23 protein-coding genes and 3 tRNA genes are annotated in these 24042 nt (G+C 64.3%); 14 read left to right on the top strand and 12 right to left on the bottom strand.

Annotated elements, in window-relative coordinates:
• Positions 1-33: 33 nt before the first annotated feature.
• The 4 genes from GJ695_RS21235 to GJ695_RS21220 are packed head-to-tail and all read right to left on the bottom strand — an operon-like array spanning position 34 to position 4630.
• Positions 34-1182: an HlyD family secretion protein gene (locus tag GJ695_RS21235; protein ID WP_154368255.1), complete on the bottom strand. Its 1149-nt coding sequence runs from the start codon at positions 1180-1182 to the stop codon at positions 34-36.
• Positions 1183-1198: 16 nt separating this feature from the next.
• A complete protein-coding gene (locus tag GJ695_RS21230; RefSeq protein WP_154368253.1) occupies positions 1199-2638 on the bottom strand; it encodes an efflux transporter outer membrane subunit in 1440 nt (479 codons plus the stop codon).
• 10 nt (positions 2639-2648) lie between these two features.
• Positions 2649-4187, bottom strand: a complete 1539-nt coding sequence (locus GJ695_RS21225) for an MDR family MFS transporter (RefSeq protein ID WP_154368250.1) — start codon at positions 4185-4187, stop codon at positions 2649-2651.
• Between the two features lie 8 nt (positions 4188-4195).
• Positions 4196-4630: a MarR family winged helix-turn-helix transcriptional regulator gene (locus GJ695_RS21220; RefSeq protein WP_154368248.1), complete on the bottom strand. Its 435-nt coding sequence runs from the start codon at positions 4628-4630 to the stop codon at positions 4196-4198.
• 142 nt (positions 4631-4772) lie between these two features.
• Between GJ695_RS21220 and GJ695_RS21215 the strand changes: the two genes are divergently transcribed.
• Both GJ695_RS21215 and GJ695_RS21210 read left to right on the top strand, forming a co-directional pair.
• On the top strand, positions 4773-5246 hold the full coding sequence (locus GJ695_RS21215) for a hypothetical protein (RefSeq protein WP_154368247.1): 474 nt from the start codon (positions 4773-4775) through the stop codon (positions 5244-5246).
• Between the two features lie 32 nt (positions 5247-5278).
• On the top strand, positions 5279-6571 hold the full coding sequence (locus tag GJ695_RS21210) for an NAD(P)/FAD-dependent oxidoreductase (protein ID WP_154368244.1): 1293 nt from the start codon (positions 5279-5281) through the stop codon (positions 6569-6571).
• Here GJ695_RS21210 and GJ695_RS21205 read toward each other — a convergent pair.
• Positions 6568-7293: a sensor histidine kinase gene (locus GJ695_RS21205; RefSeq protein WP_154368242.1), complete on the bottom strand. Its 726-nt coding sequence runs from the start codon at positions 7291-7293 to the stop codon at positions 6568-6570. The two genes, GJ695_RS21210 and GJ695_RS21205, sit on opposite strands and share 4 nt — an antisense overlap.
• 94 nt (positions 7294-7387) lie before the next feature.
• Complete coding sequence (locus GJ695_RS21200) at positions 7388-9007, bottom strand: response regulator (RefSeq protein ID WP_166455146.1); 1620 nt, start codon at positions 9005-9007, stop codon at positions 7388-7390.
• Between the two features lie 179 nt (positions 9008-9186).
• Between GJ695_RS21200 and GJ695_RS21195 the strand changes: the two genes are divergently transcribed.
• Complete coding sequence (locus tag GJ695_RS21195; RefSeq protein ID WP_154368238.1) at positions 9187-9606, top strand: hypothetical protein; 420 nt, start codon at positions 9187-9189, stop codon at positions 9604-9606.
• Between the two features lie 47 nt (positions 9607-9653).
• On the opposite strand, the gene GJ695_RS21190 is transcribed toward GJ695_RS21195, so the two are convergent.
• The 3 genes from GJ695_RS21190 to GJ695_RS21180 form a co-directional block, all read right to left on the bottom strand.
• The gene (locus GJ695_RS21190; protein WP_229260445.1) at positions 9654-10631 is read right to left on the bottom strand and encodes a GGDEF domain-containing response regulator; all 978 of its coding nucleotides are present in this window, start codon (positions 10629-10631) and stop codon (positions 9654-9656) included.
• A 242-nt stretch (positions 10632-10873) separates the two neighbouring features.
• The gene (locus tag GJ695_RS21185) at positions 10874-13069 is read right to left on the bottom strand and encodes a hybrid sensor histidine kinase/response regulator (protein ID WP_154368236.1); all 2196 of its coding nucleotides are present in this window, start codon (positions 13067-13069) and stop codon (positions 10874-10876) included.
• Positions 13070-13136: 67 nt separating this feature from the next.
• Positions 13137-13958 carry a response regulator gene (locus GJ695_RS21180; protein ID WP_154368234.1) on the bottom strand — a complete coding sequence of 274 codons (822 nt, stop codon included), beginning with the start codon at positions 13956-13958 and terminating at the stop codon, positions 13137-13139.
• 229 nt (positions 13959-14187) lie between these two features.
• On the opposite strand from GJ695_RS21180, the gene GJ695_RS21175 reads away from it, so the two are divergent.
• The 3 genes from GJ695_RS21175 to GJ695_RS21165 all read left to right on the top strand — a co-directional run bounded on the left by GJ695_RS21175 (position 14188) and on the right by GJ695_RS21165 (position 14845).
• The gene (locus GJ695_RS21175) at positions 14188-14415 is read left to right on the top strand and encodes a hypothetical protein (RefSeq protein ID WP_154368232.1); all 228 of its coding nucleotides are present in this window, start codon (positions 14188-14190) and stop codon (positions 14413-14415) included.
• A gap of 204 nt (positions 14416-14619) precedes the next feature.
• Positions 14620-14696: transfer RNA gene (locus tag GJ695_RS21170), tRNA-Arg, on the top strand.
• Positions 14697-14768: 72 nt separating this feature from the next.
• Positions 14769-14845: transfer RNA gene (locus GJ695_RS21165), tRNA-Arg, on the top strand.
• A gap of 49 nt (positions 14846-14894) precedes the next feature.
• Here the strand turns inward: GJ695_RS21165 and GJ695_RS21160 are convergent.
• Positions 14895-15614 carry a hypothetical protein gene (locus GJ695_RS21160; protein WP_154368230.1) on the bottom strand — a complete coding sequence of 240 codons (720 nt, stop codon included), beginning with the start codon at positions 15612-15614 and terminating at the stop codon, positions 14895-14897.
• A gap of 150 nt (positions 15615-15764) precedes the next feature.
• Here GJ695_RS21160 and GJ695_RS21155 point away from each other — a divergent pair.
• The 5 genes from GJ695_RS21155 to GJ695_RS21135 all read left to right on the top strand — a co-directional run bounded on the left by GJ695_RS21155 (position 15765) and on the right by GJ695_RS21135 (position 19555).
• A tRNA-Arg gene (locus GJ695_RS21155) sits at positions 15765-15841 on the top strand.
• Positions 15842-15963: 122 nt separating this feature from the next.
• Positions 15964-16524, top strand: a complete 561-nt coding sequence (locus GJ695_RS21150; protein WP_154368228.1) for a hypothetical protein — start codon at positions 15964-15966, stop codon at positions 16522-16524.
• A 64-nt stretch (positions 16525-16588) separates the two neighbouring features.
• Complete coding sequence (locus GJ695_RS21145; RefSeq protein WP_154368226.1) at positions 16589-17734, top strand: alpha-hydroxy acid oxidase; 1146 nt, start codon at positions 16589-16591, stop codon at positions 17732-17734.
• 116 nt (positions 17735-17850) lie between these two features.
• Complete coding sequence (locus tag GJ695_RS21140; protein ID WP_154368224.1) at positions 17851-19224, top strand: NAD-dependent succinate-semialdehyde dehydrogenase; 1374 nt, start codon at positions 17851-17853, stop codon at positions 19222-19224.
• A 10-nt stretch (positions 19225-19234) separates the two neighbouring features.
• Positions 19235-19555 (top strand): DMT family transporter, encoded by a 321-nt coding sequence (locus tag GJ695_RS21135; protein WP_154368217.1) that lies wholly within the window; start codon positions 19235-19237, stop codon positions 19553-19555.
• Between the two features lie 3 nt (positions 19556-19558).
• Here GJ695_RS21135 and GJ695_RS21130 read toward each other — a convergent pair whose 3' ends face one another.
• Both GJ695_RS21130 and GJ695_RS21125 read right to left on the bottom strand, forming a co-directional pair.
• Entirely contained in the window at positions 19559-20530 is a 972-nt protein-coding gene (locus GJ695_RS21130) for a D-2-hydroxyacid dehydrogenase (RefSeq protein WP_154368215.1), read from the bottom strand.
• Entirely contained in the window at positions 20527-21477 is a 951-nt protein-coding gene (locus GJ695_RS21125; protein WP_154368213.1) for a LysR family transcriptional regulator, read from the bottom strand. The genes GJ695_RS21130 and GJ695_RS21125 overlap by 4 nt, the downstream gene beginning before the upstream one ends.
• A gap of 123 nt (positions 21478-21600) precedes the next feature.
• Here GJ695_RS21125 and GJ695_RS21120 point away from each other — a divergent pair, with 123 nt between their 5' ends.
• From GJ695_RS21120 to GJ695_RS21110, 3 genes are all read left to right on the top strand, one after another.
• Positions 21601-21810: a hypothetical protein gene (locus GJ695_RS21120; RefSeq protein ID WP_154368211.1), complete on the top strand. Its 210-nt coding sequence runs from the start codon at positions 21601-21603 to the stop codon at positions 21808-21810.
• On the top strand, positions 21807-22670 hold the full coding sequence (locus tag GJ695_RS21115) for an alpha/beta hydrolase (protein ID WP_154368208.1): 864 nt from the start codon (positions 21807-21809) through the stop codon (positions 22668-22670). Before GJ695_RS21120 ends, GJ695_RS21115 begins: the two co-directional genes overlap by 4 nt.
• 144 nt (positions 22671-22814) lie before the next feature.
• Complete coding sequence (locus tag GJ695_RS21110; protein ID WP_154368206.1) at positions 22815-24041, top strand: efflux RND transporter periplasmic adaptor subunit; 1227 nt, start codon at positions 22815-22817, stop codon at positions 24039-24041.
• Position 24042: the final 1 nt, after the last annotated feature.

The following is a 24042-nucleotide window of genomic DNA, read 5'->3' as shown; positions in this document are numbered from 1 at the left end:
ACCCCGTACGGGGTCAGACCCCGCCTTACCGGGTTAAAGGTTGTGCGCGATGATCGCATCGGCCGCACCGCCGGCCTGCTGCAATGGCTGCGTCAGCGCCTGCGTGGTGTACACCGGCGTTTGCGGCATCGCCGCGCCCAGCACCGGGCCATCGGTCTTGCTGACATCCACCGACACGGTGGTCGACAGGCCAATGCGCAGCGGGTGCTCCTTCAGCTCCTTCGCATCCAGCGCAATCCGCACCGGCAGACGTTGCACCACCTTGATCCAGTTGCCGCTGGCGTTCTGCGCGGGCAGCAGCGAGAAGGCGCTGCCGGTGCCGGCCGACAGGCCCACCACGCGACCGTGGAATTCCACCTTGCTGCCATACATATCCGCCTCCACCTTGGCCGGCTGGCCGACGCGGATGTTCTTCAGTTCCGATTCCTTGAAGTTGGCGTCCACCCACAGCTGATCCAGCGGCACGATCGCCATCAGGGAGGTGCCCGGCGTCGCCCGAGCGCCGATCTGCACGCTGCGCTTGGCCACATAGCCCGACACCGGCGCCAGGATGGTGTTGCGGCGCGCCGCCAGCCACGCCTGCACGTAGTCCGCCTTGGCTGCCTGCACCGACGGATGCTGCGCCACCGCCACGCCGCTGACGCCGGCCTTGGCCGCTTCTTCCTGCTTGACGGCCACCGCGATCGCCGCGCGTGCATCGTCCACCGCCTGGCGCGCGTGCGCCACTTCCTCGCCGGAGACCGTATGGTCGGCGGCCAGCGGCTTGCGGCGCGCCAGGTCGTCTTCGGCATTTTTCAGTTGCAGCTTGCGCAGGGCGACGTTGGCGTCGTACTGCGCCACGTCGGCGTAGCGCTGGCGCTGCTGGCGCACGGCGGCGCCCAGCCTGGCGTCGGCCTGCTGCAAGGCGATGTCGGCATCGGCCGCGTCGAGCTGGATCAGCGGCGCGCCGGCCTGCACCATCTGCGTTTCATCGGCGCGGATTTCGGTGACGTTGCCGGTCACCTGCGACGAGATGTTGACCAGGTTGCCGCCAACGTAGGCGTTGTCGGTCTCCTGGATTTTCGACAGCACGATTTCGTAATACGCCGCGTAGGCGATCCCCGCAGCGATGAAGGCCAGCGTGATCGCGGCCAGCATGAACTTGCGCTTTTTCTCGGTAGGTTGGGTGGTGACAGTGCTCATGATGTGGTCCGTTGATTTATTTGGATGCAGTCGCCAGCGGCGCTTCTTCGTGATAGCCGCCGCCCAGCGCGTTGGTCAGCGCGACTTCGGCCAGCAGTTGTACTTGTTGCAGATAGAGGTCGGCGTCCTGCTGCTTGAGCAGCGCCAGGCGCGCATTCAGCACGCTGCTGTTGCTGGCCAGGCCGTGGTCCATGCGCGCCTGCGCCGACGCCAGCTGCGCGCGGGCCGAGCCGGTGGCTTCGGCCTGTTGCACGATCTGCTGTTCGATGCCTTGCAGCTGCGCGCCGCTCTGCGCCACGTCGCGCACCGCTTTGACGATGGTCTGGTTGTATTCGGCGATGCGTTCGTTGCGGTTGGTGCGCGCGCCGTCCAGCTGCGCGTCCAGGCGCTTGCTGTCGAACAGCGGCAGCGACACGGTCGGGCCGAGGTAGACGGTACGGCTGGCCGCCTGCAGCAGGTTTTCCACCTTGACGGTGTCCAGGCCGATGGAGCCGGTCAGGTTCACGTCCGGATAGAACGCGGCCTTGGCGGCGTCGATCGTGCTCAGCGATGCTTCGACCTTCCAGCGCGCGGCTTGCAGATCGGGTCGGCGCGCCAGCAGTTCGATGCCGAGGCGCGCCGGCAACGCGTGCGGGGCGGACGACAGCGCCACCGGCTTCAGGTCAGCCAGGGCCTTGTTGTCGGCGCCGGCCAGCGCGCGCAGCGCTTCGCGCTCGTGCTCGATGTCCGACTTGAGCTGCGCCTGCTGTTTGCGGATCAGGCTCAGGTCCGCTTCGGCGGCGCGCTGCTCGTCGGCGTTGGCCAGGCCGCGCGCGATGCGCTTGGCCTTGTCCTGCACCAGCGCTGTTTGCGTGGCCGCCAGTTGTTCGGTATTCGCCAGCCGCGCCCACGCGCCTTGCAGGCGGAAGTAGCTCTGGGTGATGGAGGCGGCCAGCGCTTGTTCGGCTTCCGCATAGGAGGCACGGCCGGCATTCAGTTCGCCGACGGCGGCCGCCACTTGGGCGCGGTTCTTGCCCCACCAGTCGAAGTTGTAGTGCAGGTCCAGCCGCAACGTCTCTTCGGTGAAGTAGGCGCCGCCGATCGGCGCCGGGAACAGGCCGGTGCCCGAATAGCGCTGGCGGTTGGCGTTGGCGAACAGCGAGGTTTCCAGCCCCAGGTCGGCCAGGCTGCGCGACAGCGACGAACGCGCGGTGCCGATGTGCGCGGCCGCCACTTCGAGCGACGGGCCGCCGGCCAGCGCCTGCTTGATGATGGCGTTCAACTGGTCGTCATGGTAGGCGGTCCACCATTGGGCTTGCGGCCAGCCTTCGTTGGCCAGCTTGATGCCGGCCGACAGTTCGGCGCTGGCGAGGTCGCGCCGTTCCAGCGGATGGGTGTCGGGGGCGACTGTTGCGCAGCCGGCCAGCGTCATGGCGATTGCCATCACCAGCAGGGTAGGTCGTAATCGTGTTTTCATTTGCTTCTCCTCAATCCATGGCGGCGTGGTCGACCGTCACCGGCGCGCTCTTGGCCGGCGGGCGTATCAACAGCAGCAGCGGTATCACGCACAAAGTCATAATAAACATCAGCCAGAAGTCATCCACGTAGGCGATCATCGACGCCTGGCGCGTGATCTCGTTGTTCAGCGTGGCCGCCGCTTCCGGCGTGGCCAGGTTGTTGAGCAGCGCCGGGTTGGTGGTGGTGACGTGTTCGGTCAGCGACGCATGCACGGTCTGCGTGTTCCGCACCAGCAGCGTCTGCACCAGCGCGATGCCGATCGAACTGCCGATATTGCGGATCAGGCTGTAGATGGCCGTGCCTTCGGCGCGCATTTCGGGCGACAGCGTGGCAAACGTCGCGGCGCTCAGCGGCACGAACACCAGGCCAAGTCCCAGGCCCTGGATCACGCCCGGCCAGACGATGTCGCTTTGCGACAGCACCAGCGTGTAGCGCGTCATCTGCCACAGCGAGAAGGCGGTGATGGCGAAGCCGATGCCCAGCAGCAGGCGCAGGTCGACCTTGCCCACCAGCCGGCCCACCATCATCATCGCGATCATGGTGCCGATGCCGCTGGGCGCCGTCACCAGGCCGGCGATCTTGGCCGGATAGCCCATCAGGCTTTGCAGCATCGACGGCGTCAGTGCGCGCGTGGCGAACAGCACCAGGCCGACGATGAAGATGAACAACAGGCCGCTGACGTAGTTGGCATTGCGCAGCAGCCGGTAATCGAAGAAGGACTTGCCGGCCGGCCGCGTGGCGGTGTGGGCGACAAAATACGCAAAGCTCAGCGCCAGGAGGATGGCCTCGACCCAGGTTTCGGTGGCGCTGAACCAGTCGTTCTGTTCGCCGCGGTCGAGCAGCATCTGCAGCGCGCCGATGGACAGGCTCAGGGTGGCGAAGCCGAAGGCGTCGAACTTCATCTTGCGCGGCGCGTCGGTCTTGCGGATGTAGCGCCAGATGCCGTAGAACGCCATGGCGCCGATCGGAATGTTGATGAAGAACACCCAGCGCCAGTCGTAGCTGTCGGTCAGCCAGCCGCCCAGGGTGGGGCCGAGAATCGGGCCGATCATCACGCCCATGCCCCATACGGCCATGGCCGACCCGTGCTTTTCGCGCGGATTGATGTCGAGCAGCGTGGCCTGCGACAGTGGCACCAGCGCGGCGCCGAACACGCCTTGCAACAGGCGGGCGATGACGATTTCGCTCAAGGTGCCGGACAGTCCGCACAGCACCGAGGCGATGGTGAAGCCGGCCACCGAGGTCAGGAAGATGTTCTTCTGGCCGAAGCGGTCGCACAGCCAGCCGGTCAGCGGCGTGGCGATGGCGGCGGCCACGATGAACGAGGTCAGTACCCAGGTGATCTGGTCCTGCGAGGCCGACAGGCTGCCCTGCATGTGCGGCAGGGCGACGTTGGCGATGGTGCCGTCCAGCGCCTGAATGATCGTGGCGAGCATGATCGATACCGTGATCATGCGGCGGTTCAGGCCGTCGTCGGGCGCGGCGGCGGTGCTTGCTGCTGTGCTCATCGTTGTGCTCACGAAAAGGACTCGATGTCGCTATGGATCGATTCCAGGAACTCGGTCACCAGCAGCAGCACGGCCGGATCGGCCTTGCTCAGCATTTCCTGGCGCACCACCTGGGCTTCCTTCCAGACGGTGGCGTAGATTGCCTGCCCGGCCGGCGTCAGGCTCAGCAGCTTGACGCGGCGGTCGGTCTCGGATGGCGTGCGCAGCATGTAGCCGGCCTTGACCAGCTTGTCGACGGTGGACACCATGGTCGGGTCTTCGACGCCGGCGCGGGCGGCCAGCCGGGTCTGCGACGGCGGTTCCTTTTCCTTGGCCGTCAGGGCGATCGCCATCCAGCTGGCCTGGCTCAGGCCCAGGTGTTTGAGGCGGCGGTCCACCGCCAGGCGCCAGGCGCGGGCGGTGCCGTGCAGGGCGGCAGAGAAGCGTTCTTCGATAGAAGACATATGATTCACCAGCTAATCGTTAGGTATCGAACGATTAGTTTAGCATAAGTAACTTATGTACGTCAGCGCACAGAGATTTTCTGCAGGCTTTATTATGCTAAGAGGTGAGCAAGTTCGCTCGGATCAAGAATCGAGACTCATCATGAAAGCCACGTTACTCGCCGCCAGCCTGCTGGCCATGTCCGCCTCCGCCTTTGCCGCCGATGTCGGCCTGTCCCTCAGCGTCGGCCAGCCCGGCTTTTACGGCCGCATCGACGTCGGCGATTATCCGCCGCCGCAGGTGCTGTACCGCCAGCCGGTGATCATCGAACGGCCGGTGCGTTACGTCGAGGTGGCGCCGATCTATCTGCGCGTGCCGCCGGGCCACGCAAGGAACTGGGCGAAACATTGCCATGCTTACCATGCCTGCAATCAGAGAGTGTTTTTCGTGCAGGATCGGTGGTACAACAATGAATATGTGCCGCGTTACCACGAGCGTCACGGCCATGGCGGTCCGCGTCGCGAGGAGCATTACCGCGATGATCGCCGCGACGACCACGGTCCGGGCCGTGGCCACGACAATGGTCACGATCATGGCCGCGGTCACGATCGCGGCCATGACCGGCACGACCGATAACCCGGCGGCAGTTGCCGCCACAGGAGAATAGTTTGCAAAGTAAATTCGTGATTGTTGGCGGCGGAGCAGGCGGGCTGGAGCTCGCCTGCAAACTGGGGCGCAAGCTGGGACCGCAGGCCGTCATGCTGGTCGACAGCCGCCTGTTCCACATCTGGAAACCCTCGCTGCACGAGGTGGCGGCCGGCACGCTGGACGTGCACCAGGAAGGGCTGTCCTACCAAATGCTGGCGCACGACAACCACTTCACCTTTGTCTACGGCCCGATGCTGGCGCTGGACGCCCAGCAGCGCCTGCTGACTGTCGGCGCCATCGTCAACAACGGCGAAGAGATCCTGCCCGAACGCCAGATCGGCTTCGAGAAGCTGGTGATGGCGGTCGGCAGCACGTCGAATTACTTCGGTGTACCCGGCGCGGCCGAGCACACGATTTCGCTGAACGCCACCGAAGACGCCGAGCGTTTCCGCCTGACGCTGCTCAAGCTGCTGACGCTGGCCGAGCTGAAAAAAAGCGTCAACGCCGAAGCAGGTGTGGACGTGGTCATCATCGGCGGCGGCGCCACCGGCGTCGAGCTGGCGGCCGAGCTGCGCGAAGCGAGCGACGTCTACGCCACCTATGGCTTCCGCCAATTGAAGGCCGAGCGCGACGTGCGCATCACCCTGCTGGAAGGCGCGCCGCGCATCCTGGCGCCGCTGCCGGAAAAAGTCTCCAGCGCCGCGCTGGATCTGCTGCACCAGCGCGCCGTGAAAGTGGTGACCGACACCCGCGTGACGGCCATCGACGGCGCCAGCGTTACCGCCGGCGACACCGTCTATCCGGCGCAGATCGTGGTCTGGGCCGCCGGCATCAAGGCGCCGGACTTCCTCAAGACGCTGGGACTGCCCACCACCAAGTCCGGCCAGCTGGACGTGGACGGCACGCTGGCGGTCAAAGGCTTCGATGATATTTATGCGCTGGGCGACTGCGCCGCCTGCGTCGGCCCGGACGGCAAGCTGGTGCCGCCGCGCGCGCAAGCCGCGCACCAGATGGCCGATTATCTGCTGGAGACCTTCCTGCGCCAGCACAAGAATCAGCCGCCGCAAGGCAAGCCGTATGTGTACCGCGATTACGGTTCGCTGGTGTCATTCGGCCAGACCACGTCGGTGGGCAGCCTGATGGGATCGCTGAAGGGATTAAGCTGGTTTGTCGACGGCTTTGTGGCGCGCCTGATGTACGTCAGCCTGCACCTGATGCACCACAAGGCGGTGCTGGGCACGGTGCGCACGGCCGTGCTGGCGGTGGCGCGCTTCCTGATCAAGCGCACCACGCCGCTGGTCAAGCTGCATTAAACGGCGGCCGCCGGCTTGGGCAGGATCATCGTCAAGGTGACGCCGCGCTCGGCGCCGGTCGACAGCGTCAGCGTGCCGCCCAGGTAGGCGGCGCGCTCGCGCGCCATGCGCAGGCCGAACTTGCCGGCCGACGGATTGTAGTCGGCCGCCACCGGGCCGCTCAGGCCGACGCCGTTGTCCTTCACCGTCATCATCACTTCGTCTTCGTTGTCGTCAACGATGACGTCGACTTCGGTGGCCTGCGCGTGGCTGTCGATATTGCGCAGCGCTTCTTCCAGCGTGTGCAGCAGCACGATGCCGTGGCTGCGCGGGCAATCCAGTTCGTCTTCCGGCAGGCTGCAACGGGCGGTGATGCCGCGCTGTTCGCCGAATTGCGTGACCAGTTCATCCAGCGCCACGCGCACGCCGAGGAATTCCAGCTTGTCGTTCCACAGCTTGAGCTGCATCTGGCGGTTGGTTTCGACGATCTGGTTCAGCAGTTTTTTCATGTGGCCGGCGCGGTCCTGCAAGGCCTGGTCGGGCGGCAGTTTCTGCATCAGCAGGCCGAGGTGCATGGTCAGCGCCGTCAGCGACGAACCCAGGCTGTCGTGCAACTGGCGCGACAGCGAGCGGCGCTCGTTGTCCCAGCAGGTGTGGACGTGGCCGAGCAGCTCGCTCAGGTCGGCGCTGCGCAGGGCGTCCTGCTGCGGAGTGTGTGGTTCTTGCGATGCCGGTACGGACATGGGTTTTCTCGTTAAAGTCGGACGGACTATGCTCTGACCCGATCATACCCGAGCTTTGCAACTTGTGGCGCACCGTGGCCCAAGCGTGCGCGGCCTATTCGCGTACCGGCACCCTGGCGCAGGTGTCGATCACTTCCATCAGCTGGTCGATGTCGACCGGCTTGACCAGGTGGCGGTCGAAGCCGGCTTCCATCACGCGCTGCAGGTCTTCCGCCAGGCCGTAGCCGGTGAGGGCGATCAGCTTGATGTCGCGCGTGGCCGGATCGGCGCGCAGGCGGCGCGCCACCTCGTAGCCGTCGATGCCGGGCAGGCCGATGTCGACCAGCGCCAGGTCGGGCTGATAGCTCAGGGCGGCGCTCAGGCCGAGCAGGCCGTCGGCGGCCGCTTCGACGTCGTAGCCGTAACCGTTCAACATCATGCTCATCATTTCGCGGCCGTCGTCGTTGTCTTCGATCAGCAGCACGCGCGGCTTGCCGTGTTCGCCGCGGCCGGCCGGCGCGGGCGGCGCCACCACCTGATGCTCGATGCGCGGCAGGCGCAGCGTGAAGGTGCTGCCGCGGTTGTCGCCCGGACTGTCGGCGGCCACGCTGCCGCCGTGCAGTTCGGCCAGCCGGCGCACCAGCGACAGGCCGATGCCGAGGCCGCCCTGCGAGCGGTCCAGCGTGCTGCTGCCTTGCACGAACACGTCGAACACGTGCGGCAGCAGTTCGGCGGCGATGCCGACGCCGGTGTCGCGCACGCTGAGGACCACGTCGTCGTTCTCGGTCCAGGTGCGCACCTCGATGCGGCCGCCGGCCGGCGTGTATTTCAGCGCGTTGTCGATCAGGTTGCTGGTGATCTGTTCCAGGCGGGTGCTGTCGCCGTCGATCCAGCCGGCGTCGAGGTCCTGCACCAGTTCGTAGTCGGTGCTGCGGCCGGTGGCGCGGTAGGTTTCCAGCGCCGTGGCGACCAGCTTGGACAGGTCCAGCGGCAAGCGGTTCAGCAGGATCTTGCCGGACATGGCGCGCGACAGGTCCAGCAGGTCGTCGACGATGCGGCCCAGGTGCTGGCTCTGGCGCTGGATGATTTTCTTGGCGCGCTGCACGCCGTCGACCGACACGCCCGGCAGGCCGATCAGCGAGGCGGCGCTGCTGATGGCGCTCAGCGGATTGCGCAGCTCGTGGCCCAGCATGGCGAGGAATTCATCCTTGGCGTGGTTCTGCCGCTCCATCGATTTGCGTTCCTCGATCTCGCGGGTCAGGCGCTGGTTGGTGGCGGTCAGTTCGGTGGTGCGCTGGCTCAGCTGGCGCGCCTGTTTTTTCAGTTCCTCGTTCTTCATCGCCAGCGCCACGAACACGGCGACCTTGGCGTACAACACCTGCGGGATCACCGGCGTGAACAGGAAATCGACGGCGCCGTGCTGGTAGGCCTTCAGGCGGTCCAGTTCGTCGGCCAGGAAGGCGGTGATGAAGATGATCGGGATGTCGGCCGACCGGGCGCGGGCGTGGATCGCTTCGGCGGTCTCGAAACCGTCCATGCCGGGCATGTTGACGTCCAGCAGAATCACCGCGAAGTCGTGCATCAGCACCTGGCGCAGGGCGTCCTGGCCGGAGCGCGCGGCCAGCACCTCATAGCATTCCTGCTCGGCCCATTGGGCGAGCAGACTGGTCAGCGCGAACAGGCTGTTGGCGTCGTCATTGACGACCAAAATCTTGGGTTTGTCTATTTTAGGCACGGGGTCTCTGCGCTGTGCGAGATGCATAATCGATCATAGCAAGGGGGTAATTTAAAGTCAAAAACACATAGTCAATCGAGCGCGACAGAAGGGTGGTGGGAGCAGTGTTCGATCCCGCACAGACCCGGCGCTGGCCGCCTGTCACAGTGTGTGAGAACGTCAACTGAAAGGAATCCATCATGAATATCGATACTGTCGTGGACAAAGAATATATCGGCCACACCTTCCGCGCGCTGGCCGATGCCCCCACCAGCGCCCTGCGCGGCCTGAGCGCCAAGGATGCCAAGGCGCTGGCCCAGGCTTTCAACGTGGTCACCGTGCGCGACCTGGCCAACCTGGAGTTCGTCAAATGGGCGGTGGCGATCACCACCCTGGCCGAGCTGGAGCAGGAAACGCCGGCCGAGCAGGCCAAGGAAACCTTGCTGGACAATGGCGTGGAAATGACTTTCCCGGCCAGCGATCCGGTTTCGGTAGACGCCGGTGTGACCCGCATCGAAGTGCCTCCAGAAATGGTGAGTGCGCATGAAGACCACCAGCACGCGGACAAGGTCAGCCAGAGCACCAAGCAAGGTCTGAAGGAAGAGGCTGCCGCGCACTAAGCGGCGGCAAACCGGAACGGGCGGACTGCGGTCCGCCCGTTGTCGTTTCAGGCCAGCGTGGTGGACATGGTGTGGTGTTGGACGGGTTCGCCGGTCATCGGCTGCACGGTGCGGTAGCGGTTCTTACCGGCGCGCTTGGCTTCGTACAGGGCGCCATCGGCAGCGGCGATCACGGCGGCCACTTCGGTCGCGTCGTCGGGGAACAGGGCGACGCCGATGCTGGTCGACAGTTGCAGCGTCAGGCCGTTGACTTGATACGGCTGCGAGACGGCTTCGATCAGCTTGTTGGCCGGCTCCTGGGTGTCGCCGACATGGGCGATGTTGCCCATGACAATGACGAATTCGTCGCCGCCGACGCGCGCCACGGTGTCTTCCTTGCGCGAGCAGCCAACCAGGCGCTGCGCCACCTGCTTGAGGATTTCGTCACCGTAGGCATGGCCGTGGGTGTCGTTGATGACCTTGAAGCCGTCCAGGTCGAGGTACATGACGGCGGCCTTGTTCTGCTGACGGGTGGCGTGCTGCAGCACGGTGGCGATGCGGTCCTCCAGCAGCCGGCGGTTGGGCAGGGCGGTCAGCGGATCGTGCAGCGCCAGTTCCTGCTGCTGGCGGCTGTACTGCGCCAGCTCCTTGTACAGCAGGCGCACTTCCAGCATGTTGTGGATGCGCTTGTGGACTTCGAGCAGGTCGAACGGTTTGCTGATGAAGTCGCGCGCGCCCGCTTCCAGCGCGGCGATCTTGAAGCTCGGCTGGGCGGTCAGCGCCAGCACCGGCAGGTAGCCGCCCTGTTCGATTTCCTTGAGGCCCTTCATGACCTGGAAGCCGTTCAGGCCCGGCATTTGCAGGTCCAGCAGGATCAGGTCGTAGCAATGCTGGCGGTGCATGGGGCATACCTGCTCGGGCAGCATGGTCGAGGACACATCGGTATAGCCGGCCTCGCGCAGGATCTCCAACATCAGTTCGACGTTGTCTGCGCTGTCATCCACCACCAGGATTTTGGCGTTCAGGATTTCGTCTCGGCTTGGCATGATGGTCTCGGTCTCTTTATCGCTTAAATAGTATTTAGATAATAACGCATTGTTCGGGTGGTGCGCCGCACACCAGCGCATTTAATTTCCGTGCGGAAATAATTCTACGCTGTTTCTGTCAGTTTTGTAGTGTATCAAGAGTTTTTCGGATTGCTTGTAGGACATTGCCGCGTCGTGAAGTAGGAGTGGAAAAATTGCCTCATGGAAATTAATCTACACCTATGATCAGACTGATATCGTTTTCAGGCGTGGCGATGGGCGGCGCCCATGGCGGCCACTTTGGCGATCAGTTCGTTCGGCTCGACCGGCTTGGCAATGTGCGCCAGAAAACCGCTGGAGAGCGCTTTAATCCGGTCTTCCGAGCGGGCGAAGGCGGTCAGCGCGATGGCCGGCAAATCGCCGCCGCGCGCCGGTCCCAGTGCGCGGATGCGGTCCAGCAGGCCGTAGCCGTCGACCTCCGGCATGCCCAGGTCGCTGACCATCAGATCGGGGCGCGCGTGTTGCAGCAAATTCAAGGCTTCGGTGGCGGTGGCGGCGGTCAGCACGTCGGCGTTGCAGTCGTTGAGGATGCGCTTGATCAGTTCGCGCGCGTCGTCCTCGTCGTCCACCACCAGTACTTGCAGGCCGGATAAATCATGCGCCGCAGCATGCGCGGTTTCGGGCGCGGCGACCGCGTCCGCCGGCAGCAGGTTGTCGAGCCGGGGCAGGCGCACGGTGAAGCAGGCGCCGCGGCCTTCGCCTTCGCTCTCGACGCCGATGGTGCCGCCGTGCTGCTCGACCAGGTGCTTGACGATCGCCAGTCCCAGCCCCAGTCCGCCATGCTCGCGGGTGGTGGTGGCGTCGGCCTGGCGGAAGCGTTCGAACACGTGGCCCAGGAAGGCGGCGGCGATGCCGATGCCGCTGTCGCGCACGCTGATGAGGATGTGCTCGCCATCACGCCGCACGCCGACCTCGACCACGCCGCCGCGCGGCGTGAACTTCAGCGCGTTGCTCAGCAGGTTCCACAGGATCTGCTGCAGGCGGTTGGCGTCACCCGCCACCATGCCGGGCACGGCGGCGAAATCCTTGTCGATGCGGATCTGCTTGGCCTCGGCGGCCGCGCGCACCGATTCGATGGCGGCGGCAGCGACGACGGCCGGCGCCAGCGGCTGCATTGCCAGCCGCACGCGGCCGGAGGCGATGCTGCTCATGTCGAGCAGGTCTTCGATCAGCTGCGCCTGGGCGCGGGCGTTGCGTTCGATGGTTTGCAGGCCGCGGTGCAGGTCGGCCTGGTCGCGGCTGCCGCGCCGCAGGACTTGCGCCCAGCCGAGGATGGCCGTCAGCGGCGTGCGCAGCTCGTGCGACAGCGTGGCCAGGAACTCGTCCTTGAGCTGGCTGGTGCGCTCGGCCTCGGCGCGCGCCTGGCGTTCCGAGTCGAGCAGGATCTTGCGTTCCTCGGCGGCCCGCTGCGAGGCTTCGTACAGCCGGGCGTTGTCGATGGCGACGGCGGCCTGGGCGGCGATGCCGCCGATGATGCGCTCGGTACGCTCGTTGAAGATGCCCGGCTCCGGGTGGCCGAACATCAGGCAGCCGATCACCGCGCCGGTGCGCAGCGCCACCGGCACCGCCAGGTAGCTGCGCACCGGTGGATGGTTGGGCGGCACGCCGGCGTAGGGCAGGTTGTGGCCGTAGCGCGGGTCTTGCAGCACGTCGTCGCAGCGCACCGTGCCTTCGCCGCGCATGCCGGGGCCGAACAGGGCGGTGGCGCGCGGCTGGCCGAATTGCGAGAAGGCGTCCGGCGCGCCGGACGACAGCGTGTGCAGCACCAGCGCCTCGCCGGCGCTGTTGGTGGTGTGGTAGAAGAAGGCGCCAAAGCGGGCGCCGCTGATGCTGGTGGCGGCGTCGGTCACTTCCTGCAGCAGCAGGCGCAGGTCGCGCTGCGAGGCGAGGGCGGCGCCGGTGCGGTTGAGCAGTTCCAGCACGGCGGTTTCGTCGCGCAGCGCTTCCTGCGCGCGCTTGACCTGGTCGACGTCGGTGCTGGTGCCGAACCAGCGCAACAGGCTGCCGTCGCCGCTGCGCACCGGATTGGCGCGGGTGAGGAACCAGCGGAACTCGCCGCTGGCGCTGCGGATCGGCACTTCCAGTTCGAACACTTCGCCGCTCTGGCGCGACTGTTGCCAGTGGGCGATCATGGCTTCAAGGCAATCGGGGGCGTAGACACGCTGCCAGCCGTCGCCGGCCATCTGCTCGGGCGTGGTGCCGGTGTAGTCGTACCAGCGTTCGTTGTACCAGACCATGGTGCCGTCCTGCTCGGCGATCCAGGCCAGCTGCGGCATGGAGTTGGCCAGCGCGCGCAATTCCAACTGGCTCTGGTGCAAGGCTTCCCTCGCGCGTAGCAGCTCTTCGTGCGCATCCGATGCCAGGGACGGCATGGCGGTGGGAGTGTTCGGAACTATCATCGCCCCATTCTATCGCCAACCCCCGCAGCGGCTCCGCACGTTTGGCAGGCGCGCCGCGCCGGTGGAATCAGCGGCCGTGCAGGCGGGCGCCGATCTGTTCGAGCACGGCCTGCAACTGCTCGATATCATAAGGTTTTTGCAACGACTGGGAAGGGAATTCCAGGTGGCGCGTCAATTCCTCGCCGTAGCCGGAAGCGAACAGCAGCGCCAGTTCCGGCTTCTGCCGCACCGCCTGGCGCGCCAGGTCGACGCCGGACATGCCGGGCAGGCTGACGTCGGTGAACAACACATCGAAGCTGTGCTGCGCCAGTTGCGGCAGCGCTTCCTCGCCGCTGCCCACGGCTTCCACCTCGTGGCCCAGCGCGCGCAGCGTCTCGCAGACCAGGTAACGGGCGTCGCTGTTGTCCTCCACCACCAGCAGGCGCAGCGGAATGTCGCTGTCGGCCGTGGCGGCGCTGCGGCCGGCGGCCAGCGTGCACAGGATGCCGGCCACGCCGCCGTCGTCGCCCGGCACCGGGGTGTAGTACAGGTCCAGCGGCTGCGGCGCCATGTGGCCGTCGCGCCACACCGGCAGTTCGCAGCCGCGGTAACTGACGCTGCGGCCTTCGCGCACCGGCGCCAGCGCGGCGCTGTTCCAGCTCCACGCCGCCGGCTGCATCGATGGCACCTTGCCGCCCGGCGCGCGCAGGCTCGGCAGACCGATCAGTGTGGCGTAAGCGTCGTTATAGACCATAATCTGCTGCGGGCCCCACATCAGCAACATGGCTTGCGGCGAGTTGAGCAGGATGTCGATGGTCAGTCGCAGGCTGGGGGGCCAGTCTGCGGCGGGGCCGAGGGCGGTTTGCGACCAGTCGGGCGCGGGCGGCAGGACGGCGGATGGGTGATTCATGCGGTGCGGACGCTCTCTGTTATCTGTCTTGTATCGGTCTTATGAAAAGGCAAAGCTGAGTGCATCGTACACGGATAAAAAAAAGCCCGCTACAGGAGCGGGCTAAATCTATTTCCTTGGAGGAGAATAGAGGAGACAGGTCAATGATGCTGCAATGCGCAAATGAATGCAAATTTAGATTCGTAATGTGCGCGATAACTGGCATGAATGAAGCGAGGAGATCGAAGCAATGGTGAATGTCATCAAGCACCGCAAGGTGAAGATTGTTGTACTGGAACAGGGCGAAGAGGTCGGCGGCCACTGCCGCGAGGGCGATATCGCGATTTTGTCGGACAGCGAGGGCTGGTGGATCAAGTTTGTCGGCGCCGACGGCCATGTGGACTGTTATGGCGACCCCTATCCGTCCTACAACGAGGCGTTGTGGTCGGCCAAGGCGGCGGCCGAGTTCGGCACCTGAGGCGGCCCCTGTACGGAGTGCTGGACAAGCTACCGGAGTATCCCTATAATGCTGCTTCTTTCGAACGGCACGCTGTTTGAAAGAGATGCAGCAGAGCAGTTTTGCAGGGCAGTTGATTCGGTATTTCGTATGCTGGACCAACTAAACGATAGAAAATATCGTACTTTGCAAAACAAAATTAATGCTTTATAATGCTTGCACAGTGCGGCTGTAGCTCAGCTGGATAGAGTACTTGGCTACGAACCAAGGGGTCGTGGGTTCGATTCCTGCCAGCCGCACCATCAGTTTCACCAGAGGGATTGGAAGATTCTTCTGTTTTCAAACAAGAAAGTGCTGTTATAATCTTGTTTTACGCGGCTGTAGCTCAGCTGGATAGAGTACTTGGCTACGAACCAAGGGGTCGTGGGTTCGATTCCTGCCAGCCGCACCAAAATTCGTAAGTGGAAGGGCCTGAAGAGTGATCTTCGGGCCCTTTTGCTTTATGCGCGCCGTTTTTTCAGGATCAAGCCGAGCGCCGCCAGGCCGCCGAGCATCAGGGTGGCCGGGCCGGGCTCGGTGACCGGCCCGGCCACTGTCCAGTTGCCGATCGTGCTGGTGGCCGCTTCCTGCCGCTGATAGCCGTGCGCCGCGCCGAATTCATACAGCAGGGTGTCGCCGGTGGTGCTGGAACTGCCCATCTTGATGTCCCAGGTGGGCGGGCCGTAGGCATCGCCCGGCAGCATGGTGATCTCCCAGGCATCGATGGTGTTGCCGGCGCCCACATGCAGCGAAACCGACAGGCGCGAATCCATCCAGGGATCATAGTTGAAGATATTCTCCACCTGGATGTGGCCGCTGCCGCCGAAGGCGCTGTTGGTCAGCGTCCAGCCCACGCCGGCGCCGGGATTCGACGGTTGCAAGGACCACAATGCCACGCCCAGCTCGCCATAAACGCCGGTGTAGTCGAAAGTGGTCCAGCCGGCGGGGATGTAGACCGGCGTGGTCAGCGTAATGTTGATCTGATCGTTGAGCAGGATTGCCTTGACGCGGGCGCTTTCGGCCAGGGCGTTTTCGGGGGGCACTTCGGGATCGAAGATGGTCAGCACTTTGACGTTGTCGAACTTGGCGCCGGTGTAGCTGTAGGTGACATCGGCGAACGCCGGTTGCGCGATGCCGACCACGATGGCGGCCAGCGCGGTGGTGATGAGCCTGAGAGCCATGGTCTGCCTCTTGCGGTGTTTGGGTGGATATTCATGTTAGGACGAACGCGGGGCCGATGCATGCGCCATTGTCAACAGTGCGCGACATGGCAGGAAACTTCAAGTTAGGCCTTTTGGAATTGGAATTGCTCTGCTATAATGTTGTCTTTCGCGGCTGTAGCTCAGCTGGATAGAGTACTTGGCTACGAACCAAGGGGTCGTGGGTTCGATTCCTGCCAGCCGCACCAAAATTCGTAAGTAGAAGGGCCTGAAGAGAAATCTTCAGGCCCTTTTGCTTTGTGCCTTGCGCTTGCTCATGCGCGGTCTCGGCCACGCACTGTAGGCTGACTGCCTTGACCGGGAGGCCGTCATGGCGAATGATAAAAGCATGGAGCTACGCGTCGCACTGCAGGAGCATCAGATGGAAACGCTGGTGGAGATCGTCCGGGATATCCAGGCCAACTATGTCACCAAGGCCGAGCTGAAGGAAAGCCTGGCAGATTTCAAGTCCTACGTCGATCAGCGCTTTGCCAGCAAGGAGGATCTCGCCCGCTTCGCCACCAAAGAAGACCTGTTGCGCTTTGCCACGAAAGAAGACCTGGCACGCTTCGCCACCAAAGAAGACCTGTTGCGTTTTGCCACGAAAGAAGATCTGGCACGCTTCGCCACCAAAGAAGACCTGTTGCGTTTTGCCACGAAAGAAGACTTGGCACACTTCGCCACCAAAGAAGACCTGTTGCGCTTTGCTACGAAAGAAGACCTGTCACGCTTCGCTACCAAGGAAGATCTTTCGCATTTTGCGACAAAAGAAGATCTGGAACGCGCGCAGCAGAGTACTCGCAATTGGATGATCACCGTCATGCTCTCCGTCACCGCGCTGCAATTCGCGATGCAGTATGCGATGTTTCAGCTGTACACCCAGATCCGCTAAATGAACTTGGCTTTTACAAAAAAATGGCTGATGATCTGTCGGACATACTAAAAGGGGAGACTGGATGGGCATCATCACCACCATTGAAGACCTGCGCGTGCTGGCAAAAAAACGCGTCCCACGCATGTTTTACGATTACGCCGATGCCGGTTCCTGGACCGAATCAACCTACCGCGCCAACAATGAAGACTTCGCCAGGATCAAATTCCGCCAGCGCGTGGCGGTCAACCTGGAAAACCGCACGCTGGCCAGCACCATGATCGGCCAGAATGTCGCCATGCCGGTGGCGCTGGCGCCGACCGGCCTGACCGGCATGCAGCACGCCGACGGCGAGATCCTGGCGGCCAAGGCGGCGGAAAAATTCGGTGTGCCGTTTACCCTGTCGACCATGAGCATCTGCTCGATCGAGGACATCGCCGCCCACACCAGCGCGCCATTCTGGTTCCAGCTGTACGTGATGAAGGACCGCGACTTCATCAACCGCCTGATCGACCGCGCCAAGGCCGCGCGCTGCTCGGCGCTGGTGCTGACGCTGGACTTGCAGGTGCTGGGCCAGCGCCACAAGGATCTACGCAACGGCCTGTCGGCGCCGCCCAAGCTGACCATTCCCAACCTGATCAACCTGGCCACCAAGCCGCGCTGGTGCCTGGGCATGCTGGGCACGCCGCGCCGGACGTTTGGCAACATCGTCGGCCACGCGACCTCGGTGTCGGACATGTCGTCGCTGTCGTCGTGGACCAGCCAGCAGTTCGATCTCAGCCTGTCGTGGAAGGATGTGGAGTGGATCAAGCAGCGCTGGGGCGGCAAGTTGATCATCAAGGGCATCATGGACGCCGAAGATGCGCGCCTGTGCGTGGAAAGCGGCGCCGATGCGCTGATCGTCTCCAACCACGGCGGCCGCCAGCTGGATGGCGCCGAGTCCTCGATCGGCGCGCTGCCGCGCATTGCCGAGGTGGTCGGCAAGCAGATCGAAGTGCACATGGACGGCGGCATCCGCTCGGGCCAGGATGTGATCAAGGCGCTGGCGCTGGGGGCGAAGGGCGTCTACATCGGGCGGCCCTTCCTGTACGGCCTGGGCGCGATGGGCGAGCAGGGCGTGAGCAAATGCCTGGATATCATCCGCAACGAGCTGGATCTGACCATGGCGTTCTGCGGCTTGCGCGATGTGCGCCAGGTCGACCGCAACATCCTGCTGCCGGGGAGTTTCTGACGCTAATCCAGTTTGCCTTCCTGAAAATGGAATTCTGAAGTCGATTCTTTTCCATTTATTGTGATGCCGGATTTTTCTACACTGGGGCCATACCAACCTCAATCAGGAGAAACATCATGGCATACCAAAGCATCAATCCGGCCACCGGCGCACTGGTCAAAACCTTCGACAACCACACCGACGCCCAGGTGCAGGCCGCGCTGGCCGTGGCGCATGCGGTCTACAAATCGGACTGGTCCAAGGGCGACATCCAGCCGCGCCTGGCCGTGCTGGACAAGCTGGCGGACCTGATCGAGGCCCGTTCCGAGCAACTGGCCGTCACCTTGGTGCAGGAAATGGGCAAGCGCATCTCGGAAGCGCGCTTCGAAGTGCAGATGTCGGCCGACATCGCCCGCTACTATGCACGCAACGCCGCCGGCTTCCTGGCCGGCCGCAAGCTGGAAACCGCGCACGGCGATGCCTGGACCGAATACCACCCGATCGGCGTGGTGGTGGCGGTGGAGCCATGGAACTTCCCGCTGTACCAGCTGATCCGCGTGGCCGGCCCGAATATCGCCGTCGGCAATCCGGTCCTGGCCAAGCACGCCAGCAACGTGCCGCAAGCCGCCGCCGCCTTCGAGCAGCTGGTGCGCGCCGCCGGCGCGCCGGCGGGCGTGTGGACCAATCTGTATGCCTCCGGCGACCAGGTCGCCGCCCTGATTGCCGATGACCGCGTGCAGGGCGTGGCGCTGACCGGCTCGGAAAAAGCCGGCAGCATCGTCGCCGCGCAGGCCGGCAAATATCTGAAGAAGTCGGTGCTGGAACTGGGCGGCGCCGACGTCTTCATGGTGCTGGACGACGCCGACGTCGACAAGGCCGCTGAAGTGGGCGCGGCGGCGCGGCTGTATGTGGCGGGCCAGGCCTGCAACGCGGCCAAGCGTTTCCTCGTGCACGAAAAGGTCGCGGACCGCTTCCTGGAAAAGTTCACCGCCATTTTTGCCGGCATCAAGGTTGGCGATCCGATGGACGAAAGCGCCGACATGGGGCCGCTGTGCTCGCTGGCCGCCCGTGCCGACATCGCGCAGCAGGTCGACAACGCGGTCCAGGCCGGCGCCACGCTGCACTACGGCGGCAAGGCCTTGCCTGGCCCCGGCGCCTACTACAGCCCGACCATCCTCACCAATGTCACGCGCGACAACCCGGCGTACTTCTCCGAGTTCTTCGGCCCGGTGGCCCAGGTTTACGTGGTGCGCAGCGACGACGAGGCGGTGGAACTGGCCAATGATTCGATGTTCGGCCTGTCCGGCGTGGTGTTCTCGGCCGATGTCGAGCGCGCGCGCAAGCTGGCCTCGCGCATCGAAACCGGGTCGGTGTGGATCAACACCCGCTCGTCGACCTCGCCCGAGCTGCCGTTCGGCGGCGTCAAGCGCTCCGGCTATGGCCGCGAGCTGGCCGAGGACGGCCTCAAGGAGCTTGTCAACCAGAAAATGATCGTGGTCGCCCGCGGCTAGGGAGAACGACATGAACAAATGGTTGCTACTGTCCATTGCCATCGGTTCGGAAACGATGGCCACCACCGCGCTCAAGCACAGCGAAGGCTTCACCCGGCTGTTGCCATCGATCGTGGTGGTGGCCGGCTACACGGCGGCGTTCTACTGCCTGTCGCTGACCTTGCGCCAGGTGCCGGTCGGTATCGCCTACGCGATCTGGTCCGGCGTCGGCACCACGCTGATCACCCTGATCGGCTGGTTCTTCCTGGGACAGCGGCTGGACATCCCGTCGCTGGTCGGCATCGGCCTGATCATCGCCGGAGTGGTGACCATGAACGTGTTCTCCAGCTAGCCGTCAGGCCACCACGTTGCGCGGCGCGCCGGCGGCCCAGGCCTCGACGTTGCCGATCAACTGGTCCACCAGCGTCTGCATGGCCTGGGTGCTGGCCCAGGCCGAATGCGGCGTCAGGATGAAGTTCGGCAGGCGCAGGTTGAGCAGTACGTTGTCGGCCGGCGGCGGTTCCGTCACCAGCACGTCGAAGCCGGCGCCGGCGATCAGGCCGCTGCGCAGGGCGTCGGCCAGCGCTTCCTCATCCACCAGGCCGCCGCGCGCGGTGTTGATCAGCAGGGCGCTGCGCTTCATGCGGATCAGCTCCTTGGCGCTGATCATGTTGCGGGTGGCCTCGGTCAGCGGCAGGTGCAGGCTGATCACGTCGGACGTCTCCAGGACTTCGTCGAAGCCGGCTTCGCGCACGCCGTCGGCCGCCGCATCGGGCAGCGGCGAGCGGTTGTGGACGATGACTTCCATGCCGAACGCGCGGGCGATCTGCGCGGTCGCCTTGCCCAGCGCGCCGTAGCCGAACAGGCCCAGGCGGCTGCCGGCCAGGTCGGCGATCGGGTGGCCGAACAGGCAGAAGCGTTCGGACTTCTGCCACAGACCGGCCTCGATGTCCTCGCGGTAGGCCACCAGCTGGCGGCGCAGCGCCAGGATCAGCGCAAAGGTGTGCTCGGGCAGCGTGTGCACCGCATAGTTGCGGATGTTGGTGACGACGATGCCGCGCTCGCGCGCCGCCGCCAGGTCGACGATATTGGTGCCGGTGGCGGCCACCGCGATCAGCTTCAGGTCCGGCAGCTGCGCCAGATCGTCCGCCGACAGCGGCACCTTGTTGGTGATGGCGATGGTGGCGCGGGCGTCGCGCAGGCGCTGCACGGCGTCGCCGGCCACGGTGGCGGGATACTCGGTCCACTCGTGGGCGAACGACGGCTTGCGGACATTGGCGATCACGCTGTCGCGGTCGAGGAAGACGATGCGGTGGGAGTCATTCATAAGGCAACCTCAAAAGAAGGGGCGCGCGCCGGCATTTTCGGCAAGCGCATGCCGGGATGGTTGGAAAACAGTTCGGCGACCCATTCGACAAACACGCGCACCTTGGCCGACAGGTGGCGGTTCTGCGGGTACACCACGTGGATCGGCAGCGGATCGCTGACCCAGTCGTTGAGTATCAATTCGAAGCGGCCGTCCCGGAGCAGCGGCTCCATCATGAAGCTGGCCATCTGCACGATGCCCAGTCCAGCGATGCCGGCCGCGATATAGGCGTTGCTATCGTTCAAGGCAATATGGCCGGGCAGCGCCACCTGCACCCGTTCGCCGTCGCGGGTAAAGTCCCAGTCGAAGATTTTACCGGTACGGGCGGAAAAATAGTTGACGCAACGGTGACGCAGTAAATCGTTGGGGTGCGCCGGACGGCCGTAGCGCTCCAGGTAGGCTGGCGAGGCGCCGGTGGTGAACTGCAGGATGCCGACCCGGCGCGCGATCAGGCTGGAGTCGCCCAGCGCGCCGCCGCGCACGGCGCAGTCGACGCCTTCCTCGACCAGGTCCACCGGGCGATCGCTGCAGCCCAGTTCCAGCTGGATGTCCGGATACAGCTCGAAAAACTGCGGCAGGGCCGGCACGATGACATCGCTGGCCAGGCCGGTCGGGGCGTCGACCCGCAGCCGTCCGCTTGGGCTGAGCCGGGTGCGCGACAGCGATTCCTCGGCCTCGCGCACGTCGGACAGGATGCGCAGGCAGCGCTCATAATAAGCGGCGCCGTCGGCGGTGACGCTGACGTGGCGGGTGGTCCGGTGCAGCAGCTTGACCGCCAGCGAGGTTTCCAGCGCCTGGATCAGGGTGGAGACGGTGGCCTTGGGCAGCTTCATGTTTTCCGCCGCGCGCGTGAAGCCGCCGGCGTCCACCACCTGCACAAATACTTCCATCGCTTGAAGTTTATTCATCTTTGGTCCTCATTGTTCAAGATCCTGAACAATCAATTCGACTTTGCCTTATTTATCGGATTGTAGAACAAGTTTAAGATTGCTGTACTGCACAAAGTAAAAGACGAAGAAAGGAGGACCAACATGAATTATCGGGATGCAATTTTCGCAACGATAGCACTGGCGCTGACGTCGGTTGCACTGGCAGGCGTGGTATATACCGACGCCTATTCACATACCGCCAAGACGGAGGTTCGCGGCGTGCGCGCGCTGACGCTGGTCGCGAGCGGCGACAAACCTTGCGATCCTGCTAGCATGTTGTCCTCCAACGAATTGGGAACGGTGCAACAATGAACAATCCAGTAGAGAAGCTGCCGACCTTGTCGGACCAACTGAAAATCCGCAGCCTGGAAGTAAAGGGTGCGGAAGGTCCGCTGGCGGCGCGTCTCTATACCAGCGGCGATGCCGGCGCCAAGCGCGACATGCTGCTGGTCTTCTTCCACGCCGGCGGTTTCGTTGGCGGCGACCTGGAAGATGCGGACATGTTCCTCCGCCATTTGGCAGACGACAGCCAGCACGTCGCGGTGCTAGCCTCTGCTTATACCCTGGCGACCGAGAAGCCTTTCCCGGCGGCGGTGGAAGATGCACACGCGATACTGCTGTGGGCCAAGAAGAACAAGGCCAAGCTGGGCTGGAGCGGCAAGCAACTGCTGGTCGCGGGCATTGAAGCCGGCGCCAACCTGGCGGCCGTCTGCGCGCTGATGGCGCGCGACCGCGGCGGCCCGCTGCTGGCCGGCCAGGTGCTGGTGATGCCGATGCTGGACCCCGGCCTGACCACCTGCTCGATGCGCGAACTGCAAGCGCCCGAGCTGCTGGACGTGGCCGACGCCTGCGCCAAGGCCTATCGCGGCTACCTGCCGAACGCCGCCGACCGCACGCACCCCTACGCATCGCCGCTGCAATCGAGCCGTTTGAAAAACCTGCCACCGGCACTCATCCTGTCGACCGAAGACGATCCGCTGCGCGACGAGGCGGAACAGTACGGCGCCAAGCTGATTTCCTGCGGTGTCAAAACCACGGTCCGGCGCATGCAGCCGGCGCCCCTGAACGATGTGGGGGCACGCAACGAATGTGCTTGCCGATGTCAAGCGCTTGGAGAAATCGCCAGCTTCATTGCTGGCCTGGAGCGGTCCGAGACACCGCCGGCCGCATAGGATTTCCCACCCCTTAAGCAGTATGTAGAGTCACGTCCCCATTGGCTTGCCAGCGGGGCGTTCGTACCGTGTTTTCTCGATTTTCGTTGAGACCGCCCGGTGCCGCCTTTTCCATTAATTATTTTCATACAAAAAGGAATTAACATGAAAACCATTAAATCAATGTCTGCTGTGGCGCGACCGCTGGTCGCCGCCATGGCGCTGGCGGGCCTGGCCGCAATTTCACTGTCCGGCTGTGGCGAGGCCACCGGCAAGGCAGCGGAAGCACCTGCAGGCGCGGGCGGTCCACCGGTATCGGCAGCAGCCGTGGTCGAGAAAGACATCATTGAAACCCAGGAGTTCTCGGGCCGCCTGGAAGCCATCGAGCAAGTGCAGATCCGTCCGCGCGTCGGCGGCTTCATCACCGCGATCAACTTCAAGCCGGGTTCGCAGGTCAAGAAAGGCGACGTGCTGTTCGTGATCGATCCGCGTCCATTCCAGGCCGAAGCCAACCGCGCCGAAGCGGCCGCCAACTCGGCCCGCGCCAAGGTGGAACTGGCCAAGGTGGAACTGGCCCGCGCCGAAAAACTGCTGGCCGACAAAGCCATCGCCCAGCGCGAATACGATACCTCGGCATCGAGCTTCAAGCAGCTGGACGCCGACGCTCACGCGGCCCAGGCCCAGTACGAAGCGGCCAAGCTGAACCTGAGCTACACCCAGGTGACGTCGCCGATCAACGGCCGTGTGTCGAAAGCCGAAATCACGCTGGGCAACCTGGTCGACGCCTCGGCCGTGCTGACCTCGGTGGTGTCGCTGGACCAGATCTACGCCTCCTTTGACGGCGACGAAGACACCTACCTGCGCGTCGGCGCCGCTGCCCACCAGGGCAAGCCTGCCACCGTGAAGATCGGCCTGGCCAACGAAACCGGCTTCCCGCACGAAGGCAAGCTGGAATTCGTCGACAACCAGCTTGATCCGCGCAGCGGCTCGGTGCGCATGCGCGCCACCCTGGTCAACGCCGACGGCCTGCTGGTGCCTGGCCTGTTCGCCCGCGTGCAACTGGCCGGCAGCACCGGCGCCAAGTCGACGCTGCTGATCAACGAGCGCGCCGTCAACACCGACCAGAACCGCAAGTTCGTGTTCGTGGTCGGCAAGGACAACAAGGCGGAATACCGTCCGGTCACGCTGGGCCAGCAAGTCGACGGCCTGCGCGTGGTGCGCGACGGCCTGAAACCGGGCGAGAAGATCGTGGTCAACGGCCTGCAGCGCGTCAAGCCGGGCGCGCCGATCACCCCGACCATCGTGCCGATGGATGCCGATCCGCTGGCCGCCACCCCGGCCAAAAAAGAAGAGAAAGTTGCAGTCGCCAAGACTGGCACCACCAAGGAATAAT

The sequence above is a fragment of the Duganella alba genome (assembly GCF_009674495.1).
GTDB classification, from domain to species: domain Bacteria; phylum Pseudomonadota; class Gammaproteobacteria; order Burkholderiales; family Burkholderiaceae_D; genus Rugamonas; species Rugamonas alba.
Note: the sequence above shows the minus strand (reverse complement) of the source record. Positions and strands in the feature narration are given on the sequence as shown.